Annotated in this window: 20 protein-coding genes; 11 read left to right on the forward strand and 9 right to left on the reverse strand. The window is 53.4% G+C overall.

What is annotated here, in order from left to right:
* The 9 genes from P2G53_RS00755 to P2G53_RS00795 form a co-directional block, all read right to left on the reverse strand.
* Window positions 1-1,599 (reverse strand): DUF1302 family protein, encoded by a 1,599-nt coding sequence (locus P2G53_RS00755; protein WP_275812274.1) that lies wholly within the window; start codon window positions 1,597-1,599, stop codon window positions 1-3.
* Between the two features lie 50 nt (window positions 1,600-1,649).
* A complete protein-coding gene (locus tag P2G53_RS00760; protein WP_275812277.1) occupies window positions 1,650-4,040 on the reverse strand; it encodes an MMPL family transporter in 2,391 nt (796 codons plus the stop codon).
* Window positions 4,041-4,054: 14 nt separating this feature from the next.
* A complete protein-coding gene (locus P2G53_RS00765; protein WP_275812280.1) occupies window positions 4,055-5,044 on the reverse strand; it encodes a YCF48-related protein in 990 nt (329 codons plus the stop codon).
* 343 nt (window positions 5,045-5,387) lie between these two features.
* Window positions 5,388-6,449, reverse strand: coding sequence for a phenol 2-monooxygenase domain-containing protein (locus tag P2G53_RS00770; RefSeq protein ID WP_275812283.1), 1,062 nt, complete (start codon window positions 6,447-6,449; stop codon window positions 5,388-5,390).
* A 23-nt stretch (window positions 6,450-6,472) separates the two neighbouring features.
* Window positions 6,473-6,835 (reverse strand): phenol hydroxylase subunit P4, encoded by a 363-nt coding sequence (locus P2G53_RS00775; RefSeq protein ID WP_275812286.1) that lies wholly within the window; start codon window positions 6,833-6,835, stop codon window positions 6,473-6,475.
* 63 nt (window positions 6,836-6,898) lie between these two features.
* On the reverse strand, window positions 6,899-8,401 hold the full coding sequence (locus tag P2G53_RS00780) for an aromatic/alkene/methane monooxygenase hydroxylase/oxygenase subunit alpha (RefSeq protein WP_275812289.1): 1,503 nt from the start codon (window positions 8,399-8,401) through the stop codon (window positions 6,899-6,901).
* 16 nt (window positions 8,402-8,417) lie between these two features.
* Window positions 8,418-8,687 carry an MmoB/DmpM family protein gene (locus P2G53_RS00785; protein ID WP_275812292.1) on the reverse strand — a complete coding sequence of 90 codons (270 nt, stop codon included), beginning with the start codon at window positions 8,685-8,687 and terminating at the stop codon, window positions 8,418-8,420.
* An 11-nt stretch (window positions 8,688-8,698) separates the two neighbouring features.
* Window positions 8,699-9,682, reverse strand: coding sequence for an aromatic/alkene monooxygenase hydroxylase subunit beta (locus P2G53_RS00790; protein WP_275812295.1), 984 nt, complete (start codon window positions 9,680-9,682; stop codon window positions 8,699-8,701).
* Between the two features lie 20 nt (window positions 9,683-9,702).
* A complete protein-coding gene (locus P2G53_RS00795; protein ID WP_275812298.1) occupies window positions 9,703-10,017 on the reverse strand; it encodes a phenol hydroxylase subunit in 315 nt (104 codons plus the stop codon).
* A 444-nt stretch (window positions 10,018-10,461) separates the two neighbouring features.
* Here P2G53_RS00795 and P2G53_RS00800 point away from each other — a divergent pair, with 444 nt between their 5' ends.
* From P2G53_RS00800 to P2G53_RS00850, 11 genes are all read left to right on the forward strand, one after another.
* The gene (locus P2G53_RS00800; protein WP_275812301.1) at window positions 10,462-12,165 is read left to right on the forward strand and encodes a sigma-54-dependent Fis family transcriptional regulator; all 1,704 of its coding nucleotides are present in this window, start codon (window positions 10,462-10,464) and stop codon (window positions 12,163-12,165) included.
* A 530-nt stretch (window positions 12,166-12,695) separates the two neighbouring features.
* Window positions 12,696-13,031 carry a 2Fe-2S iron-sulfur cluster binding domain-containing protein gene (locus P2G53_RS00805; RefSeq protein WP_275812304.1) on the forward strand — a complete coding sequence of 112 codons (336 nt, stop codon included), beginning with the start codon at window positions 12,696-12,698 and terminating at the stop codon, window positions 13,029-13,031.
* A gap of 49 nt (window positions 13,032-13,080) precedes the next feature.
* Complete coding sequence (locus P2G53_RS00810) at window positions 13,081-14,001, forward strand: catechol 2,3-dioxygenase (protein WP_275812307.1); 921 nt, start codon at window positions 13,081-13,083, stop codon at window positions 13,999-14,001.
* Between the two features lie 111 nt (window positions 14,002-14,112).
* Window positions 14,113-15,573, forward strand: a complete 1,461-nt coding sequence (locus P2G53_RS00815; RefSeq protein ID WP_275812309.1) for a 2-hydroxymuconic semialdehyde dehydrogenase — start codon at window positions 14,113-14,115, stop codon at window positions 15,571-15,573.
* A gap of 10 nt (window positions 15,574-15,583) precedes the next feature.
* The gene (locus tag P2G53_RS00820; protein ID WP_275812313.1) at window positions 15,584-16,447 is read left to right on the forward strand and encodes an alpha/beta hydrolase; all 864 of its coding nucleotides are present in this window, start codon (window positions 15,584-15,586) and stop codon (window positions 16,445-16,447) included.
* Window positions 16,444-17,229, forward strand: coding sequence for a 2-oxopent-4-enoate hydratase (gene dmpE, locus P2G53_RS00825; protein WP_275812316.1), 786 nt, complete (start codon window positions 16,444-16,446; stop codon window positions 17,227-17,229). The genes P2G53_RS00820 and dmpE overlap by 4 nt, the downstream gene beginning before the upstream one ends.
* 24 nt (window positions 17,230-17,253) lie before the next feature.
* The gene (locus tag P2G53_RS00830; RefSeq protein WP_275812319.1) at window positions 17,254-18,165 is read left to right on the forward strand and encodes an acetaldehyde dehydrogenase (acetylating); all 912 of its coding nucleotides are present in this window, start codon (window positions 17,254-17,256) and stop codon (window positions 18,163-18,165) included.
* A 15-nt stretch (window positions 18,166-18,180) separates the two neighbouring features.
* Window positions 18,181-19,209 carry a 4-hydroxy-2-oxovalerate aldolase gene (gene dmpG / locus P2G53_RS00835; protein WP_275812322.1) on the forward strand — a complete coding sequence of 343 codons (1,029 nt, stop codon included), beginning with the start codon at window positions 18,181-18,183 and terminating at the stop codon, window positions 19,207-19,209.
* Window positions 19,209-20,003 carry a 2-oxo-3-hexenedioate decarboxylase gene (gene dmpH, locus P2G53_RS00840; RefSeq protein WP_275812325.1) on the forward strand — a complete coding sequence of 265 codons (795 nt, stop codon included), beginning with the start codon at window positions 19,209-19,211 and terminating at the stop codon, window positions 20,001-20,003. The genes dmpG and dmpH overlap by 1 nt, the downstream gene beginning before the upstream one ends.
* Window positions 19,987-20,595: an antibiotic biosynthesis monooxygenase gene (locus P2G53_RS00845; protein ID WP_275812328.1), complete on the forward strand. Its 609-nt coding sequence runs from the start codon at window positions 19,987-19,989 to the stop codon at window positions 20,593-20,595. Before dmpH ends, P2G53_RS00845 begins: the two co-directional genes overlap by 17 nt.
* A 12-nt stretch (window positions 20,596-20,607) precedes the next feature.
* On the forward strand, window positions 20,608-20,799 hold the full coding sequence (locus P2G53_RS00850) for a 4-oxalocrotonate tautomerase (protein WP_275812331.1): 192 nt from the start codon (window positions 20,608-20,610) through the stop codon (window positions 20,797-20,799).
* Window positions 20,800-20,834 lie beyond the last annotated feature (35 nt).

Below are 20,834 nucleotides of genomic sequence, written 5' to 3' on the forward strand. Positions count from 1 at the left end.
TTAGAAGCTGTAACGGACGGTCAGCTGAATCTCGTCTTCCTGGTTTGCCACACCGATCGGGCCATTGGTGAAACGGGCCAGTGGCTCGTACACTTTCTCGCCACCGACGGGCGACCAGCCGAAGGTTTCATCACCGCCGAACTTCACGTTCAGACCCAGGTTGAACATCCAGTGGTTATCCGGTGTCCAGGAGATGCTTGGAGCAACCGCTGTGGCTTTGCCGCCAAAGTCATGCGCCATGATGATCTGCGGACTCAGGCGGTTGTTCATGTACCAGCCTTTGAACAGCAGGGTCGCAATCCAGTTGTCTTCTTCGTTCGGCATGTCTTCGACATGATCCAGGATATGCTCACCAAACAGCTGCGCAGAGATCAGGAACGCACTCTGGGTGCCCAGCGATGGCATCACGAGGTTTTTGTCGAAACCGATCACGTAACGCAGCATGTCGGTCTCTTTGTGACCGTTCAGGTCACGCGCCAGCTCTTCACCCTGGGTGTAGGCCAGCTCCAGACGCCAGACCGCATCCATGTCCATGGAGTAGTAGTCGATGGCACCGCCCACCAGGTTGACCCGGGGGAATTCGATGTTGAACAGGCCGAAGTTGTCACCCGGTCCAGGCAGTGCGTGCAGAGACGGTAGCTGCTGACGGAAGTGCAAGGCGTTCAGGGAGAAGGTCGCATCGCCATACACCCCTTCCCACTTCACACCAAACTGGGTGTTGGCCAGGCTCCAGCTCGGCTCTTCCACGTCGTTGATCACGTAAGGACCGCCGCCGTTGATCCGGGAGCTGAAGAAACAGCCAGCATCCAGAATGCTGTAGGACTGACCACAGGTACCGAGGTTGCTCGGACGGAACTTGTCGAAGTTCCAGACGAAGGACAGGTTAATATCGTCAAAGGTTTCGGTGGCACCCATACGCCAGGTGGCGTTCAGCATCCACTGGGGGATACGGATATCTTCCAGTTCGTCATAAATATTGTGACGGGAGTAATCCACCGGGTTCAGCACGTCCAGTACGCGGAACAGGTCGGTTTTACCCCAGATGATCTGTTGTTTACCCAGCGAGAAGGAGAACACATCACCGTTATCCAGCGGCAGGTCACCACGCACATAGAGTTCGCGGACAAAATCCAGCTGGTCATTAAACTCAGGGAAAGCAGCGTCGCTCTCGTGCTGATCCATGTAGCCGTCGAGGTTATTACACAGCGCCGGATCATTCTCACATGGGAACGGAGTACCCGGAGCCAGAACCATATTGGACAGGTCCGCATCGTGCCAGTTGGCACCCAGATGAGACTCCTGTGCATCTTTGCCAAAGTCCTTGTCGTTCAGGTCGTAGACACCGTCGTAGGTGCCACGCAGCACGCCGTTGATGCTGAGGTTACGAAAACCCTCGGACTCGATGACTTTGGTGAACTCCGCCTGAGCCGTATTACGGAACTTCGATAAGCCAACATCATCACGATAATAAGTCGCGTTTTCGACGAACCCCGCCCATTCAGTTTCAGCAGCATAGACACTACCGGCTACCGTTGCAGCCATCCCCGCGGTCATGCAAAGTGGTAGCGTTTTGAGGGTCATTTTTATTGTTTTTGACATGTAAAACCCCTTCAGGTTGTTTTCTTATGTGTTTGTTTTCCAATAACTAACTACGCGTGTATTACTCCATCCTCATCGGCATAGGCCTCACAGATAAACTTCGGTTTAAAGACAAGCACCCAGCTGGGTACCAGCAACATGGCAGCCGCCGCGTTCAGCACGACCATTACGATCAGCAGTAACGCCGCGTCCGACTGAAAACGCAGATCAGAGAGCAGTACCCACATGACGATGCCGGCAATCAGGGTGATTGCGGTGAAGCTGATCGCCAGTCCGGTGGTGCTGATGGCCCGGCGCACTGCGGCGCTGAGATCACCCAGTGACACCATTTCGGCGCGGATGCGGTCCATCATGTAGATTGAGTAGTCGATACCGACACCGACCCCTACCGCAATAATCGGCACGGTGTTGATGTTGATACCCATTTCGGAAAGACCCATGTAGGCGTAGGTCAGCGTGGTGGCGAACAGCATCGCCATAAACATCATGGTGCCCGCCGCCAGGGACTGATAGAAGAACATCACCATGGCAAAGATCAGCAGAAACACCAGTGGCAACACCCACAGGTTGGTTTCATAGGCGGCTTCATTCATGGCCGCCGTCACACCGATGGTGCCACCGGCCAGACGAATGGTCAGACCTTCAACCTGGCCGTCATTTTCTGCAATCCACTCTTTGGCGGTATGGATGGCACGGCGGATGGTTTCACCCTGATGATCCTTGTAATAGAACACCAGGTTGGCAATGCGCTCATCGGTATCGACAAACTCATTCAGTGCACCCGGGATTGGGCTGGACATCATGTAGGTGTACATCAGGCCACCCACATACATCTCATCCTCAGGAATCTGGATCCAGCGTGGATCATCGTTATGCAGCAGGCGGTTCACCTGTTTCACCAGATCCGGGATGCCTTTTGAGCCACCCACCTCAGGATCAAGCAACATATGCTTTTGCAGTGAACTCAGCGCAGCCAGTACCTCGGGCCGTTTGATATCCCCTTTCTTCTGGGTTTCTGCCACGATGTACAGCTCTTCAGAACCGGGGAAGCTGTCGTTAATCGACTTGGATGAGATGTTGTAATCGTGATCCTGATACAAAATCGGCGATCCCGGTTCTGACTCACCAATCACCACATGGGAGGAGAAATACCAGCCGCCCACCAGCAGCAGCGCCGCCAGACTGAGGGCACGACGACCGGCCTGCTCACTGCTGATCAGGCGGGCACAGCCATAACCCACATTACGGAAGATATTCTCCTGAATGTCGGTGTTGCGGGGCTTAGGCAGAATCGACAGCAACAGCGGCACCGCCAGCAAAACGGTGATGATGATCGACAGTGCCCAGAGCGACGCGTAATGCGCCAGTTTGGTATTCAGCGGAATCGAACCGATGGCAATCAGCAACAGACCAATCGCATCAGACACCACCCCCAGACTGCCGGGACGAAACAGGTTTTCAAAGGTGGAACGCGCCGCCTTGTGGTGATCCGAGTGCTGATTCAGCTCCAGATAGTAACGTTCCACAATCTGGATACCGTGGGACATGGCACGGGCCGAGATCAGGAATGGAATAACCAGTCCCAGTGGATCAAGGTTGTAGCCAAACAGGGAGATAATGCCGATGCCCCAGATGGAGGAGACAATCACCGCAGCCAGCGGAATCAGTACCCCGTAGGCTTTACGGAAATAGAAGATCAGCAGCGCGATCATGATCAGCGCGGTGAACAGGAAGATCTCGATAATCTGATCAAGGTACTGATAGGCCCAGCCCACCAGCATCGGCTGACCGGTCACATGAATTTTGTAGCCATCGGCAGCCGCTTTAAGCCGCATCTGCTGAATCGCATTGAAGGTGCCGACATAATCCAGCTGACCTTCATTCAGCTGAGCTTTTACCAGCGCCATTTTCATGTCGGGCGACACCAGCGGACCATATACCCGTGGATCGGCAATCACATCCGCACGTAACCCACTGAGGGATTCTGTGTCCATGTCACCGCCCTGTGGGTCGTAATAGGCCTGAGAGTTCACATTACCCTCAGGTGTCATCCAGACTTTACGGGAGTTACGGTGGGTTACGCTGGTCACCAGGTTGTGGTTGACCCCGGGCAGACTATCCACCGCCATGGTCACCTGATGAATTTTTTCCAGCGCTTCATTACTGAAAATGTCACCCTGCTCTACCTCAACCCCAACGATGATCACATTGGCACCGCCAAAGGACTCTTTGATCTCGTTATGCAGCTGAATGTAGGTGTGTTCCTGCGGCAGCAGATCGGAAAAATCGGAGTACATTTTTACCGCGGGAATCTGCCAGGCAAAAAACACGGTGATTGCCAGAATGATGCTCAGAATCAGCTTCGGATACTTAAACACTGCACTGTCGATGTTGTGCAGAAAATGCGTGGCCTTATGGGCCTGAACGGACTGCTTATCCATAGTTCGTGCCTTTATTATTTTTGTGACAGGCGTGCCTGATTATCAGCAACCTCAACCGAGACCAGAGAGCCTAAGCCCCCGGCCAGCAGCATGGCGTGTTCCGGCAGTGCAACCGCATCGCGGAAATACACCGGTGGATGCGACAGGCTTAACTGCTGCCACTTGCCAGACTGGTATTTGAGTAAGGTGCTGTGATCGCCAAAGGCGTAGAGACCGGTATCTGTGCGCAGAAAACCGTAGATGGGTGATTCCGTGGGTGTGCTCTGCAGATCCCAGCTTAGACCCCCATCCTGAGTATGGAGAATCTTGCCGCTCAGACCGCCAACCCAACCCTCTTCAAGGTTGATGAATTCAGCCGCATGGGCATAGAAATCATCCGGAATATACTGGGGTTCGTTCCAGGTCAGGCCGCCATCATTCGAACTCACAAACAGACCGAATTCACCGCTGATCAGGATATTGTTGCGGTCAATAAACTGAATACCGGTGAGCATCGCATCTTCACTCAGGCTCTGCTCTTCCCAGCTTTCACCGGCATCAGACGAGGACAGAATGGTGGAGAAACTGCCCACCATCCAGATGCTGTTATCTTCAGCGCAGTTGATCGCCATCAGATCTTCGCCGGTAGAAAGGTCAATCTGCTGCCATGTCTGGGCATTATCGGTACTGCGGAAAATCTGTTTATGGGTGCTGAGTGCCACCAGACTCTGATCCGGACAGGCAGCAATATCGATCAACGATGGCTTGCCCGGAATCACGCTGCGCGTCCAGTCAGGTGCTGTAACGGTACGGTGCAGCACCAGTCCGTCATTGCCTACCGCGTAGATATCCTGATGGTTAACAGTCAGAGCCTGAAACTGGTCAGTGCGGCGAACCTGCTTTTGCAGTTCCTGACTGACACCTTCGAGGTTAAGAGGCGCTTCACAGCCGGCGAGAAGCAGACTTGCGAAACCTGTGCAGAAAACTTTTTTTGTAAAAGCCGGCCACGTGAAAGCGGATTTCATCGGGTGCCGAACTTTGACGTGTCTTGTTTTAATTATGGACGTCATCATGTTCACCAATAGCCATTTGATTGAACCTTTGGGGTTCTACTACTAGGTCAGCAAACACTGTGCCAGCCAATTTAACCAGCCGCATAAATCCATATTAATCTATTTAAAATCAGCATCTTAATAAATAATGATGAAGTTAAATTTAACGATAAACCCGCCTGATTCTGGCTTTTAAGTCGCTAAGTTTAATCAAATCATCAAATGCTTAAGTAACGGGGTAAGCAAATGATTGAATGGCTAAATACAGCCACAAAAAAGCCAGCAAACGCTGGCTTTTTTATGCATTAACGGGACATCAGATACGCTTAAACAACGCTGAGCGGGTAGACTCTTCGCCACCATCCGCAGCGGTATAAAAACGCTCCATATGAATATCACGTTCAAATAAACGCCCCTGCATCAGGGTTGTGATGGCCGCATCAATCATTGGCGGCGGACCGCAAAGGTAGGCTTTGTGGCCATCAAAGCGCCCATCAAAATAGCTATTCGCCGCATCGTGAACAAAGCCAGTGAAACCCTGCCAGTCATCACCTGGCTCAGGCGCGTTCAGTGCAGGAATGTAATGGAAGTTCTCATGGGTTGAAGCCAACTCCTCAAACAGCTCGCGGTTGTATAGCTCCGCGACATTCCTTGCGCCCTGGAATAGATAGATCTGACGCTGATCGCCCTCTTCTATCATCTCCAGAATCATCGCCTGTGGACTGGACAGGCCAGAGCCACCGGCAATAAAAATCACATCTTTCGTGTCAGATTTACGGGTAAAGAACTGTCCGTAAGGGCCTGATGCATCAATGGTATCCCCCACGTTTAACTGCTCATGCAGGTAGGTTGTGCCTGCCCCGCCCGGCACCAGACGCACATGCAGCTCCATCCGGGTATTGTCAGACGGTTTGTTGGCCAGCGAAAAGGCACGGCTACCCTCTACACCCGGCAGCTGCAGGTTGATGTACTGCCCGGCCTGAAACGCCATCTCGCCATCCAGATCAAACACAATGCCTTTAATCGTGGGTGACAGATCGCGAATCTCGCGCACTGTTGCCCGGTAATCCTGAACCGGGTAACCGGCAAAATCCGGATCAACATCAATGTCGGCTTCGATCACCAGATCAGATTCAGGAATCGCACAGCAAGCGAGGATTTTGCCTTCCTCCCGCTCCATATCCATCAGGGCAAAGGGCGAGGCATTACCAATTTCAACATCACCCTCTACAACCTGACATTTACAGGTGGCGCAGGTGCCGTGGCCACAGGCAAACGGCAGCCAGACACCCTGTCTCAGGGCCGCATCCAGAATGGTCTGGCCCTCTTCCACCTCAATTACATCGCCGGTGGGTTCTATGGTTACTTCATATGTCATGGCATTTCTCTCAGGCCAATGGCTCAGATATCTGCGCCCATATAACCTTTCAGTTCTGGGGTCTGGAAACGCAGCACAGATTTATGGCTGATGCCCTGATCTTTCAGCGCGACATCCAGCTGCGGAATAAACGGCTGACCATCCAACAGCCACTCGGCTTTACTCCAGTCCAGCTGATCAAACTCCGGGTGTACCGCAAACACATCGGTGGCTACGTCCGTCAACAGGGACTTGAATGACATCTCCGGCGGGACTGGAAAAGCGAACGGAGCACAGAACATCAGGTGTTTATCCCAGGCCACATACACCAGCTGGTTGCCATGGAAGTTTTCAAAACGATCTCTAACGACGCCCCGGTAATCAGGAACGATTGCTTGTACAGACATTTTCTTATCTCTCTTATTGTGGGCAGTGCCAGACGGCACCGCCTGTGTCTATTAACTGCCTGCTCAGGCAACACCTTTCCACTGCTTCCAGCGTTTCTCATCCGGCGAACCTTTCATATCCATATTGTCCGCACCGACATTGAAGTGGTAGTAATCCGACAGCACCTGCTCTACACCCGGACCGCCACAGTTACCCTGCAGGATCTGATGCACCGGCAGCCATGACTGCACATATTTTTCAGGTTCGTCGTGGAAGATGTCTTTGCAACCATCTGAACAGAAGTGATAACGATCGCCGTTATAAACGGTATCGCGATACGCAATCTGGGTCGGGTCATCCATCTCTGTAAACAGCATCGGAATCTGACAGGTGGTACACAGCTGCGGCAGGGCTTTGGTGTAGAAACGTTTGCCTTCTGCTTCCAGCTTTTTGGCCATTTCCCAGCGTGGGCGGTAATACTTATCGAAGGTTTCCGGGTATTTCTCGCTCAGCCAGTCCAGCTCTTCATCGGTTGGAATCCAGGTGTGGAAACCGGTTGCGTGACCGTGGGTGTAGAAGGTCCACCATGCCTGATGCGAGATGTGTTCTTTTTCTTTTTCAACCAGCGCGGCATATTTCGGCATGGTAATACCGTAACGGGCCAGATCCTTGAACAGCGCACCACCGGCTTCTTCGAAGTAAACCTCCCAGGCTTCCTTCCAGCTCATGACTTTGTTTGGCAGCATGTAATCCATCATCATGCCAACCAGTGTCAACAGTCGGGTGCCGCGCCAGAACCATTTATCGATCCACTTCTGCACAATCGGCACGTTATCTTCATGCTGTTCCAGCAGGAACTTGATCACTTCCAGACCCAGCGTCATGTGACGGGCCTCATCTGACTGGGCAGAGAAACCAAAGGTCACAGTCGCCATATCGCCGTTGTAAGCTGCACCCGACATAAAAGGCACAAACAGCAGGTTGGTCAGCACGTATTCAAAGCTGAAACCGATCGCCACCAGAAACTCGAAAGGACCGGCGCTACGTGCATCATGGAAGAAAGAGGTTGGCACGGATAGATACCAGACCCGGTCCTGCATGTTGCTCCAGCTCTGGAAACCGTCAAAATATTTATTGAACTGACTCATCGCATGTACCTGAGTCTGTACATGCCGTAGTTCGTCAATTGACTGCATCTGACAGGCGATACGCGCACCCACGCCGCCGTACTGACGGCCGATATGAGCAAAACCCTGATGCGCCTGGTATTCCTGTGGAGAGATCCCGGTCAGGAACAGCTTGATCGCGTTCACATAGCGAGGATCAGACACATTCAGGTGACCATTGTTCTGGGCAAACGCATCTAGGATGGCATAGAGTTTTTTCTCTTTTTCAGCCTGATATTTCCAGTAAGCATCCATGGTCAGGCGGAACGGGTCTTCCCATTTTGACCAGTCAGTGATCTTGATGCCCTCAAACTCCTCCATCGGAAACGCATCTTTGCGATCCTGATAAGAAAACTCCCAATCCAGATCCCGCGTCAGCAGGCTGTATTTCTCTTTCAGACTTAATTTCTTAGCTGCCATTGTGGTCACCTTATTCTTATTCATTCCAGCTCAGGCTGAGTTGATCATCATCTTCATCTACGTTACCGCCCAGGGTGATCAGGCTCAGATGCAGCTCCTGCATATCCCAGTCACGGCCCATTTTTTCTTCGACGGTTTCACGCTTCACCACCAGATAACCCTCAGCCTCAATGCGAATCATCGCGGGCTGATGGATGATGGTGGATTCCGGGTTGTCTTCTTCGATCGCCTCGACGATATAACGCGCTTCATCATTGTCCTGCAGCGCCAGATACACTTTTGACATAGCCATCTCCCTTACTTGATGCCCGCTTTGGCAACACGTTTGTCCAGTTCAGCCAGTGCGATCGTCAGTGCATCTTCACCCAGCATTTCAATTGCCAGCGGCGCGAATGCTTCAGCCGCTTTGCCACGCCATTTGCTGATCCACTCGGTCATCAGGGTTTTGTTTTCTTCAGACTCGGACACAGCAATTTTCAGTACAGCCTCCAGCCAGCGGCTGGTGTCTTTGTTCCACTCCTGCATAAACTCCGTCAGCATGGCGATATCCTGACCATCGTCGGCTACCAGTTTTTCATCCAGCTGGACGTAGAACAGGTTGAACATCAGCGTATCGATCACCAGATCCTGTGCCAGGAACAGTTCAAACCAGTCTTTCTGCACCAGCGTCTCTTCACACAGGGCACGTAGCGGTTGCCAAACGGCGTCATTCATCCAGTAACCTTTGGCTTCCTGCAGGGCATCGCTACTGTTGCCGTCCAGAATCAGGCCGATGCGGGAGAGATACTGCGCTATACCCAGGCGGTCCATGGCGTTGTAGAGCAGCGCCTGAGTAATCGCCGTGCCGTAACCGTAGGCTGTGCCATACATGTTATTGAGGTTGGCAGCCTGCTCGAGGTGACGCAGCGGGATCAGGAAACGTACCACCAGATCACGTACCTCAGCCGGCAGTCGTTCAGCCAGTCCACGCTTTTCAAAGAACGCATAGTTACTTTCTGCGTTCTCCTGCATGCGGGCACGCTGCTGTACATAGGTGCCGTAGTAGAACTGTCGCGGGTCCTTGAAGGCGTACCAGTCGGCCATTTTCAGCGCCGTGCGATTGGGATCATTCAGTTCGTGCTGTGGGTCCCACAACGGACGGTAGTGGAAGTTGGTTTCAGCCTGCACATCGTAGGTGGCTTCCTGATACCGGGTAGCCGGCTTATCCCCAAAACGACGCTCGATGTGCGCAAAGGTGTTGCGAACCGGCTCCAGGGTAGAGGTCTTGATCTGAATACTCATAGGTCATATTCCCGCAAGGGTCAGTTATTTTTATTTGATCGGTCGTGATTGTTCGCCATCAGGGTTTCCTCCCCGTAACGCCACTTGCTCATTTCTGCATCCACTGCAGCCATCTGTTCATCGGTCATGAACTGAACGGCGTTGGCTTCACAGAAAATCTCAAAGGCTTGCTGAGGCATCACAAGCTCAACAAAGAGTGAGGGTTCGTTAATGGCAAAATCGAATTCAACAAAACGTGCACCAGGCGCACTGCGCACCCGCACATATTTGGTCAGTTGGCGCGCTTCCTGTTTGGAAGGCTGGTCCGGTACTGCTTTAAGGTTGGTGTGTTTCATGGCTCTAATTCACGTTTTTATTGTTGTACCCGGTTAGAGCAAAGGGTGTGCCAGCAATAAAAATCAGGTGAATAGAGCCTGATAAAAAATCTATAAGCTATTGTTTAGAATAATTTTTATTTTTTAAACTTGTTCTTTTAAGCAGCCGAATTGACTGTCAGTTTATCAATCGATGTCTATTTCAGAGGGTGATGAAATGATGAGGTAACCCGCCCTGCCTTATGATTTCAACAGGCAACTGAAGCCTGCGAGCAACCTGCAAAAAACATTTTTGTGCAGCTTTGCACATCGAGCATTGAAATTTGTCCTGCACTATAGTCACATGAAAAAAGACAACCCTGAACGGGACCGATTTTCAGAACACCTGACTGTTTTGAGAACCTGCCTGGCACGGGTTGAACTGCAAGCACCCATTACTCTAAAAATAATACAGCGGTATCTTAGATGGACACAGACACACCTTCGGCCACCCGGCCGGATGACTTAATCAGTCAGATTCAGTTTGCCTATAAAGACGGCAAAATCTGGCTGGATGAACAGCGCATGCTGCTGATTCATGCAACAGTAATGGGTTCTCTGCGTAAAGAACTGATCACTACCATGGGCATTGAGCGCGCCCGCGGATTCCTGATGCGCTTTGGCTATCAGTCCGGCATGAAGGATGCCGAGCTGGCGCATAAACTCCGGCCCGAAATCTCCAGCGCCGAAGCCTTTATGGTTGGTCCGCAGCTGCATGCACTGAAGGGCATGGTGCGGGTTGAGATGGAACAGCTGGATTTTGATATTGAGAAAAAACAGTTCTTTGCCAAGTTCAACTGGCATGACTCCTACGAGGCCGAGGTCCATCTGGCTGAATTTGGCACCGCCGCCGAACCGATCTGCTGGACGCTGCTGGGTTACGCCAGTGGCTTCACCTCCTACTACATGGGACAGAAAGTCTTTTTTAAAGAAACCCACTGTGCCGGTTGCGGTGATACTCACTGCAGCATTGAAGGCAGACCCGCTGATGAATGGGAAGATAAAGAAGAACTTGAACGCCAGCTGCTGCCCGACCCCATTATCGAAGAACTCTTTGCCCTGCGTTATGAGGTCAGTACCCTAAGAGAAAACATGCAACTCATGCGCTGTCCGGCGGATGATCTGCTGTTTAATTCAGTAGGTCAGTCAGAGGCATTTAAGAATGTCTGTCGACTGATCCAGCGCGCCTCTGACAGTACCGTCACTGTGTTGCTGCAGGGTGAAACCGGTGTAGGTAAAGAGGTGGTTGCCCGCGGCCTTCATCAGAGTAGCCCTCGGGCTGACAAACCCTTTATTGCGGTGAATTGTGCCTGTATCCCGCCGGATCTTATCGAGGCTGAACTGTTTGGCGTGCGTAAAGGCGCCTATACCGGTGCCACAGAATCCCGCGAAGGTAAGTTTGAGCGGGCGCATGAGGGCACCATCTTTCTGGATGAAGTGATCGAACTCAGCCCCCGCGCGCAGGCCTCCCTGCTTCGCGTTATTCAGGAGGGTGAGCTGGAACGTGTCGGGGGTACCGAGACCCGCAAAGTGGATGTCCGCATCGTCGCCGCCACCAACGAAGACCTTGCCCTGGCGGTAGAACAGGGGCGGTTCCGTGCGGATCTTTTTTACCGGCTGAATGTGTTCCCAGTGAATATCCCACCCCTGCGGGAACGCAAGGAAGATATACCCCTGCTGGTTGATCACTTCCTGGAGAAATATCACACCAAATACAACAAAAAGACTCAGGGCGTCTCCGACAAGGCGCTGGATGCCCTGCTCCACTATAAATGGCCGGGCAATATCCGGGAGCTGGAGAACATGATGGAGCGCGGGGTGATCTTAACGGACAACAACCGCAGCATCGATATGTATGCCTTCTTCCCCTCTCTGGTGGAGCCTACCCACCCGCTGCGGGTGACTGCATCCACCGGTGAAGTGCAGGATAACGTCAGTCAATCCACCGCAGGTGATGATCTGATCGAACAGCTGATCAATGCTTCGGTTAACCTCGATCAGCTCGAGTCAGATCTGTTGCAACGTGCGATGGATAAAACCGAAGGCAATATCACCCAGGCCGCAAAACTGCTGGGCATTACCCGTCCGCAAATGGCCTACAGGCTGAAAAAAACCGAATCTGCCAGCTGAGGAACCTGCAAACAAGTCCCAAACTCCTCAGACTACCAGAACGTTTCAAGGCAACGATTACAGGCATGCTGGTTGCCTGTCGAAAATCGTTAACAAAGAAATTGATCGTTCTGTTAGTCCCGCTGGGTGGGCATTAAATCCCCTTCCTGCTTTGTCAGGCAGCTTGAAAAGGACTCGTCATTCCACTTCGCTACCTTTCGCGCATTAAGTCGATTTACTACCCACTGAGAAATTTGGGACTTATTCGCAGGTTCCCTAATCATTTGCCACAGTCTGAAGCAGCAGGCTGTGGCGATTTCATCAACTCGTTAAATTTACAAAACCTATTTAATCATTTAATCAGGTTCAGCTGTTTTTCGTTCCGATTCAGCAAAGCCTTCAAATCCCACCTTCGTACTCGAAATAAAATTTATCCATTTATATTCAATAGCTTAACAACAATATCCGCACTTCTTTATTAACAGCACCCACGCTGGCACACCCCTTGCAAAAACCGGTTAAACCATAAAAACAACAATCGGTTTATCACTATGCAGATCATGACAACGGAATTTTGTGGGCCGTTTCAGCCCTTCCGTATCCAGGTCACTAACAGAGATCAGGAATTTCTCTGCCCTGCCGGCAGCAACCTGCTCAAAGCGATGGAACGCAAAAACAGCGGCTGTATTTCAGTTGGCTGTCGTGGTGGCGGTTGCGGACTGTGCAAAATCCGCGTCGTTCAGGGCGAATTTCACAGCAAACGCATGAGCAAAGCCCATATCAGCGATGACGACCTGGAACAGGGTGTTGTGCTTGCGTGCCGTATCTCTCCCGCCAGCGATCTGGTGATTGAATCCGATCAATATCAACCTCCCGTCGCCGGGTAATCAGGTGGCTGCGGGTAAACGACAAAAATAATAAACAGAGGAACTTAAGATGAAAAAAGGTGTGATGCGTCCCGGGCATGTCCAAATCAGGGTATTAGATCTGGATGAAGCCGTAGCTCACTACACGGATCTGGTGGGTCTGACCGAAGTTGACCGTGATGATCAGGGCCGTGTTTATCTCAAAGCCTGGACAGAGGTCGACAAGTTTTCTGTCGTGCTACGCGAAGATGACACCCCCGGTATGGATTATATGGGCTTTAAATGTCTGGACGAAGCCACGCTGGATACGCTGCGCGGCGCACTGATTGAATATGGCTGCACCATTGATGATATCCCTGCGGGCGAACTGAACGACTGCGGTCGTCGGGTCCGTTTTACCGCACCAAGCGGCCATAACTTTGAGCTGTTCGCTACCAAAAAACAGCTTGGCACAAGTGTGGGCAATCACAACCCTGAAGCCTGGCCACGTGATTTGAAAGGCATGAAAGCACAGCGTTTTGATCACTGCCTGCTGTACGGCGTTGAACTGGAAAAAACCCTGAATCTGTTCCGCGATGTGCTGGGCTTTGATCTGGTTGAGCAGGTTATGACCCCGGACGGTAAACGTGTTGCGCAGTTCCTTACCGTCAGCATGAAAGCCCATGATATCGCGTTCATCGATCATCCGGAGCCGGGCAAATTCCACCATGCCTCTTTCTATCTGGAGACCTGGGATGACGTACTGCGTGCCGGTGACCTGCTGTCCATGACCGACACTTCAATTGATATCGGTCCGACCCGCCACGGTATCACCCACGGCCAGACCATCTACTTCTTTGATCCGTCTGGCAACCGCAACGAAGTGTTCTGCGGCGGTGATTATTTCTATCCCGACCATGAACCTATCACCTGGGATGCTGAAAAACTGGGTAAGGCGATCTTCTATCACGATCGCGAACTGAACGAGCGCTTCCTGACTGTATTGACCTGAAGCCTGACCAAAAAAATGTCTGCTGTCCCCGCCACAACGGAGGCAGCAGGCAAGGAACACTATTGCCTGAACTAAGCAGTCAGTCGCGTGTTTTTGAAAAAAGAGAGCGTTATGAAAGAGTTTAAACATTTTATAAACGGCGAATTTGCAGCCTCCGCCAGTAACAGCACCTTTGAGAACCGCTGTCCGGTAGATAACAGCCTGATCGGTATGGTGCATGAAGCGGGCCAGGTGGAAGTGGACGCCGCAGTTGCCGCCGCCAAACGCGCGTTGAAAGGTCCCTGGGGCAAGATGACTCAGGCGGAACGCATCAAACTGCTGGATAAGGTCGCTAACCGAATCAACGAACGTTTTGATGAATTTCTGAAAGCCGAGTGCCTCGATACCGGCAAACCGGAAAAGATCGCCTCGCACATCGATATCCCCCGTGGTGCCGCCAATTTCAAAGCGTTTTCTGAGACTCTGGCCAATCACCCGACAGAAGCTTTCAAGCTGGATACCCCAGATGGCAGAAGCGCGCTGAACTACGGCCACCGTACACCCAAGGGCGTGATTGCGGTGATCAGCCCATGGAACCTGCCGTTGCTGCTGATGACCTGGAAAGTCGGTCCGGCGCTGGCCTGTGGCAATACGGTTGTGGTTAAACCCTCAGAAGAAACCCCGGCCACCGCCACCCTGCTGGGTGAAGTGATGAACGAGTGCGGCGTACCGGCGGGCGTCTATAACGTGGTGCATGGCTTTGGCCCGAACTCTGCAGGTGCCTTTCTCACCGCACATAAAGATGTGGATGCCATCACCTTTACCGGTGAAACCCGCACCGGTGAAATCATCATGCGTGCTGCCTCAGTCGGTCTGCGCAATATCTCGCTGGAATGCGGTGGCAAAAACCCCTCCCTGGTATTTGCCGACTGCGATATGGACAAAGCCATCGAAGGCACCATGCGTTCAGCCTTTGTGAACTGCGGTCAGGTCTGTCTGGGCACTGAGCGTGTATATGTGGAACGCCCAATCTTTGATGAGTTTGTCAGCCGCCTGAAACAGGGCGTTGAAAAACTGAAACTCGGCCGTCCGGAAGATCCAGACGTGGACTTTGGCCCGCTGGTCAGTCTGGAACACCGGGACAAGGTGCTCTCCTACTACAAGCTGGCAGAAGAGGAAGGCGCCAACGTCATCATCGGTGGTGGTGTGCCTGAGATGGGCGCCGAGCTGAATGCCGGTGCCTGGGTCGAACCGACGATCTGGACCGGCCTGCCGGATGATGCCCGGGTAGTGAACGAAGAGATCTTCGGCCCCTGCTGCCATATCCGCCCGTTTGATACCGAAGAGGAAGCGATTCAGCTGGCTAACGATACCCGTTATGGCCTGTCCGCCACCATCTGGACCGAAAACAGCTCCCGCGCCTCTCGCGTAGCCGAGCAGATGGAAGTGGGTCTGGTGTGGGTCAATAGCTGGTTCCTGCGTGATCTGCGCACCGCGTTTGGTGGTGCCAAGGAGTCCGGTATCGGCCGTGAAGGCGGTGTTCACTCGCTGGAGTTCTACACCGAAACCAAAAACATCTGCATCAAGCTGTGAGTCGAAGAGCATGACATCTCTGACCCCTGACAACCCTGAACTTGGCACCCAGCTCGATGTAAAGGGTGTGCAGACCAACCTGCATGATCTGGGTACAGGTCATCCGGTGTTTCTGTTCCACGGCTCCGGACCCGGCGTTACAGCCTGGGCCAACTGGCGCCTCAGCCTGCCGGTACTGGCACAGAAACGCCGGGTACTGGCACCGGATCTGCTCGGCTTTGGCTACACCCAGCGCCCGGCTGATAACCAGTACAACATGGACCGCTGGGTGCAGCATGCCGTCGATATCCTCGACACGCTGGATATTCAACGGACCGATCTGATTGGCAACTCCTTTGGCGGTGCGCTGGCACTGGCACTGGCCGTGCGTCATCCCGAACGGGTACGCCGTCTGGTGCTGATGGGCAGCGTGGGCGTGCCCTGCGAACTGTCAGCAGGTCTGGATGCCGTCTGGGGTTACCAGCCGTCGATTGAGGCAATGAAATCCATGCTGGATGTCTTTGCCTATGACCGCACGCTGGTCACCGATGAACTGGCAGAACTGCGCTATCAGGCCAGCATCCGGCCCGGTTTTCAGGAGTCGTTTTCCGCCATGTTCCCGGCACCACGCCAACGCAGGCTGGATGCCATGGCCAGTGATGAGCAGGCCGTGCGCGCCCTGCCCCATGAAGCGCTGATCATTCATGGCCGGGATGACCTGGTGATTCCGCTGCAGACCAGCCTGACCCTGCATCAGTGGCTTGAACGCTCGCAGCTACACGTCTTTGGCCGCTGCGGTCACTGGACCCAGATTGAACACACACAACGCTTTAACCAGTTGGTTTCCGACTTTTTGCGCGAAGCCGACCTAGCAGAAGATGAGAACACACAATGAACAAAGAACTGATACAGCAGTGTGGCGATGAGCTGTATGAGGCGCTGACCGGTTGTCGCACCCTGCGACCGTTTACTGAGCGCTTCAGTGATATCACCATCGAAGATGCTTACCACATCTCCCTGCGCATGGTTGATCGCCGGGTTCAGGCCGGCGCCAAGATCATCGGTAAAAAAATCGGTGTCACCTCCAAAGCCGTGCAGAACATGCTGAATGTGCACCAGCCTGATTTTGGTTATCTGACCGATGATATGGCCTTCAGTCAGGGCGAAGAGATGCCCATCTCCGAGCGCCTGATCCAGCCTAAAGCGGAAGGTGAAATTGCCTTCATCCTGAAAAAAGACCTGATTGGCCCCGGCATCACCAATGCCGATGTGCTGGCTGCGACCGATTGCGTCATGCCCTGCTTTGAGATTGTCGATTCCCGCATCGAGAACTGGCAGATCAAGATTCAGGACACCGTGGCAGACAACGCCTCCTGCGGCCTGTTTGTACTGGGAGATAACGCCGTCAGCCCAGCGAAGGTAGACCTGTCTACCTGCGGCATGGTGGTTGAGAAAAACGGCCAGATCATCTCCACCGGTGCCGGTGCCGCCGCACTGGGCAGCCCTGTTAACTGTGTCACCTGGCTGGCCAACACCCTTGGTCAGTTTGGTATTCCGTTAAAAGCCGGAGAAGTGATCCTTTCCGGTTCTCTGGTACCGCTGGAGCCTGTTCAGGCAGGTGATTTTATGACGGTCAGCATCGGCGGCATTGGTTCTGCCTCTGTGCGCTTTACCTGATCTGGACAGATGTGAGGAAACAACATGAGCAATAAATTAAAAGCAGTGATCATCGGTCCAGGCAATATCGGCACCGACCTGTTGATGAAAATGATGCGTTCAGACTGGGTAGAACCAGTCTGGATGGTGGGCATCGACCCTGAATCCGAAGGTTTGAAACGGGCAAAAGAGATGGGCCTGAAAACCTCCTCTACCGGTGTCGACGGCATGATTGAACATGTCATTGAAGATGATATCCGTATCGCCTTTGACGCCACCTCAGCCTACGTTCACGCGGAAAATAGCCGCAAGCTGAACGAACTGGGCGTGATCATGATCGACCTGACCCCCGCGGCCATCGGTCCGTTCTGCGTACCGCCAGTCAACCTGAAACAGCACGCCGAACGGCTGGAGATGAACGTCAATATGGTCACCTGTGGTGGCCAGGCCACCATCCCGATGGTCGCGGCGGTCTCCCGGGTGCAGGAGGTGGAATACGGTGAGATTGTTGCCACTGTATCTTCCCGTTCCGTAGGCCCCGGCACCCGTCAGAATATCGACGAATTTACCCGCACCACCTCCGGTGCAGTACAGAAAGTGGGAGGCGCCAAACAGGGTAAAGCGATCATCATTATCAACCCGGCAGAACCGCCATTGCTGATGCGTGACACCGTGCACTGCCTGACCAAAGACACCCCTGATCAGGCCGCGATCACGGAATCTATTCACGCCATGGTGAAAGAAGTGCAGAAATATGTACCCGGTTACAAACTGGTGAATGGCCCGGTATTTGATGGCAACCGTGTCTCCGTCTTTATGGAAGTCGAAGGTCTTGGGGATTTCCTGCCGAACTACGCGGGCAACCTGGACATTATGACAGCCGCGGGCCTGCGCACCGCCGAGATGTTTGCCGAAGAAGCCGCCAAGGGCATTATCACCCTGCCGGCCCGTGGTTAAGTGGAGGAACAGAACATGAATTTACAAGGTAAAAAAGTCACGCTCCACGATATGAGCCTGCGCGATGGCATGCACGCCAAACGTCACCAGCTGTCACTGGACCAGATGGTCGCCGTGGCCACCGGTCTGGATGAAGCTGGAATGCCACTGATTGAAGTCACCCATGGTGATGGCCTAGGGGGTGCGTCCGTTAACTACGGCTTCCCGGCCCACACCGATGAGGAATACCTCAACGCCGTGGTGCCCAAGATGAAAAACGCCAAGATCTCCGCCCTGCTGTTGCCGGGTATCGGTACCGTTGAGCACCTGAAGATGGCCAAGGACTGTGGCGTGCACACCATCCGTGTCGCCACCCACTGTACCGAAGCCGATGTATCAGAACAGCACATCGGCATGGCCGCCAAAATGGAGATGGATACCGTTGGCTTCCTGATGATGGCGCACATGGTCACTCCCGAGAAAGTACTGGAGCAGGCCCGTCTGATGGAAAGCTACGGCGCCAACTGCATCTACTGCACCGATTCCGCCGGTTACATGCTGCCGGATGAAGTGAGCGAAAAAATCGGCCTGCTGCGTGCTGAGCTGAACCCCAACACCGAAGTGGGCTTCCATGGTCACCACAACATGGGCATGGCGATTGCCAACTCACTGGCGGCGATGGAAGCCGGTGCATCCCGTATCGATGGATCCGTTGCCGGTCTGGGTGCCGGTGCCGGTAATACGCCGCTGGAAGTGTTTGTTGCGGTGCTGGACCGTATGGGCGCTGACCACGGTATCGATCTGTACAAGATCATGGACGTGGCCGAAGACATCGTGGTGCCATTGATGGACCAGCCCATCCGCGTTGACCGTGATGCACTGACCCTGGGTTATGCCGGTGTGTACAGCTCCTTCCTGTTGTTCGCCAAACGCGCTGAAGCCAAATACGGCATTCAGGCACGCGACATTCTGGTGGAACTGGGTCGCCGCGGCACTGTGGGCGGTCAGGAAGACATGATTGAAGACCTGGCGCTGACCATGGCGAAAGCACGAGGACTGATCTGATGAGCAATAACCTGACACTGGAACAGATTCAGGGGCTGGCCGAGCACTGCGAAAAAGCCGAGCTGGAAGCCTATGAAATCACCAAAATCACTGATGATTATCCGGAGATGACCTACAAGGACGCCTTCGATATTCAATGGGAGATCCGCCGCCGCAAGGAAGCCCGCGGCAACAAAATCGTCGGTATGAAAATGGGCCTGACCTCCTGGGCCAAGATGAAACAGATGGGTGTCGAACAGCCCTGCTACGGTTTTCTGGCGGATTACTTCTCCGTTCCTGATGGCGGTGAGATCAAACATGATGAGCTGATCCATCCGAAGATCGAAGCAGAGCTGGCGTTTGTCACCAAGGCACCGCTGAAGGGTCCGGGCATCCATATCGGCGATGTACTGCGTGCCACGGATTTTGTGATGCCCGCCGTGGAAGTGATCGACTCTCGCTACAAGGATTTCAAATTCGACCTGAAAAGCGTGATTGCTGACAACTCCTCCTCCAGCCGTTTCATCTCCGGTGGCACCATGGCCAAACCGGAAGATCTGGACCTTAAAAATCTGGGTGTGGTGATGGAGATTAACGGTGAAGTGGTTCAGCTGGGTGCCGGTGCAGCGGTGTTGGGCCATCCGGCCTCTTCGGTTGCCATGCTAGCCAATATGCTGGGCGAGCGCGGCGAAGAGATTCCGGCAGGTACCTTTATCATGATCGGCGCCATCACGGCGGCGGTGCAGGTGAATAAAGGCGACAGCTTCTGCGTCCGTTATCAGGATCTGGGTACCGTCAGTGGCCGGTTCGTCTGATCAGACCAGTGTGACAGACACTGCCCAGCGCAGTGTCTGCCAGCCCGGTGACGAAGGCCCGGTCACCGTTAGTATCTCGCGCCGGGTCAAACCCGGCCGGGAATCTGACTATGAACAGTGGATCTCCGGCGTCATAGAAGCGGCAGGTGAATATCCCGGTCACCTGGGCACCAGTGTGCTCCGGCCGGGCCCGGCCACCCGCCATGAATATGTGCTGATCTACCGTTTCGACAATTACGAGCACTGTCAGCAGTGGGAACAGTCCTATCTGCGCAAGCAATGGCTGGATAAGCTGGAAGGCATGACCGAAGGTGATGCCACCACCGTGCGTGGTACCGGTCTGGAATTCTGGTTTGACCTGCCGGAACTGCCCGCCCACCAACCGCCCTCACCTGCCAAGATGGCACTGGTGCTGGTTGTGGTGGTGTTTGTCCTGATCATGGGCATTAACCTGCTGTTCAAACCCTGGCTCGACCTGCTGCCCTTGTGGCTGCACACCCTTCTGGTCGTAATTGGACAGGTATTACTCATGACCTATGTGGTCATGCCCAGAGTCACCAAACTACTGAAAAACTGGTTATTTAAGCGGTAAGAGGATCAAACCATGCCGATCGCACAGATCAACATTATTGAAGGTCGTTCAGATGAACAGAAAGAACGGCTGATTGCAGAGATGACCGATGCCATTGTCCGGGCACTTGATGCACCCCGCGAAAGCGTGCGGGTGCTGATTAATGAGATGCCAAAACAACATTTTGGCATTGCTGGACAGTCGGCGAAAAAACTCGGACGCTAGTTCTAATGAGCAACTCTACGGAGACAAATGGCAGG

It is taken from the genome of Neptuniibacter sp. CAU 1671, assembly GCF_029222905.1.
Taxonomy (GTDB): Bacteria; Pseudomonadota; Gammaproteobacteria; order Pseudomonadales; family Balneatricaceae; genus Neptuniibacter.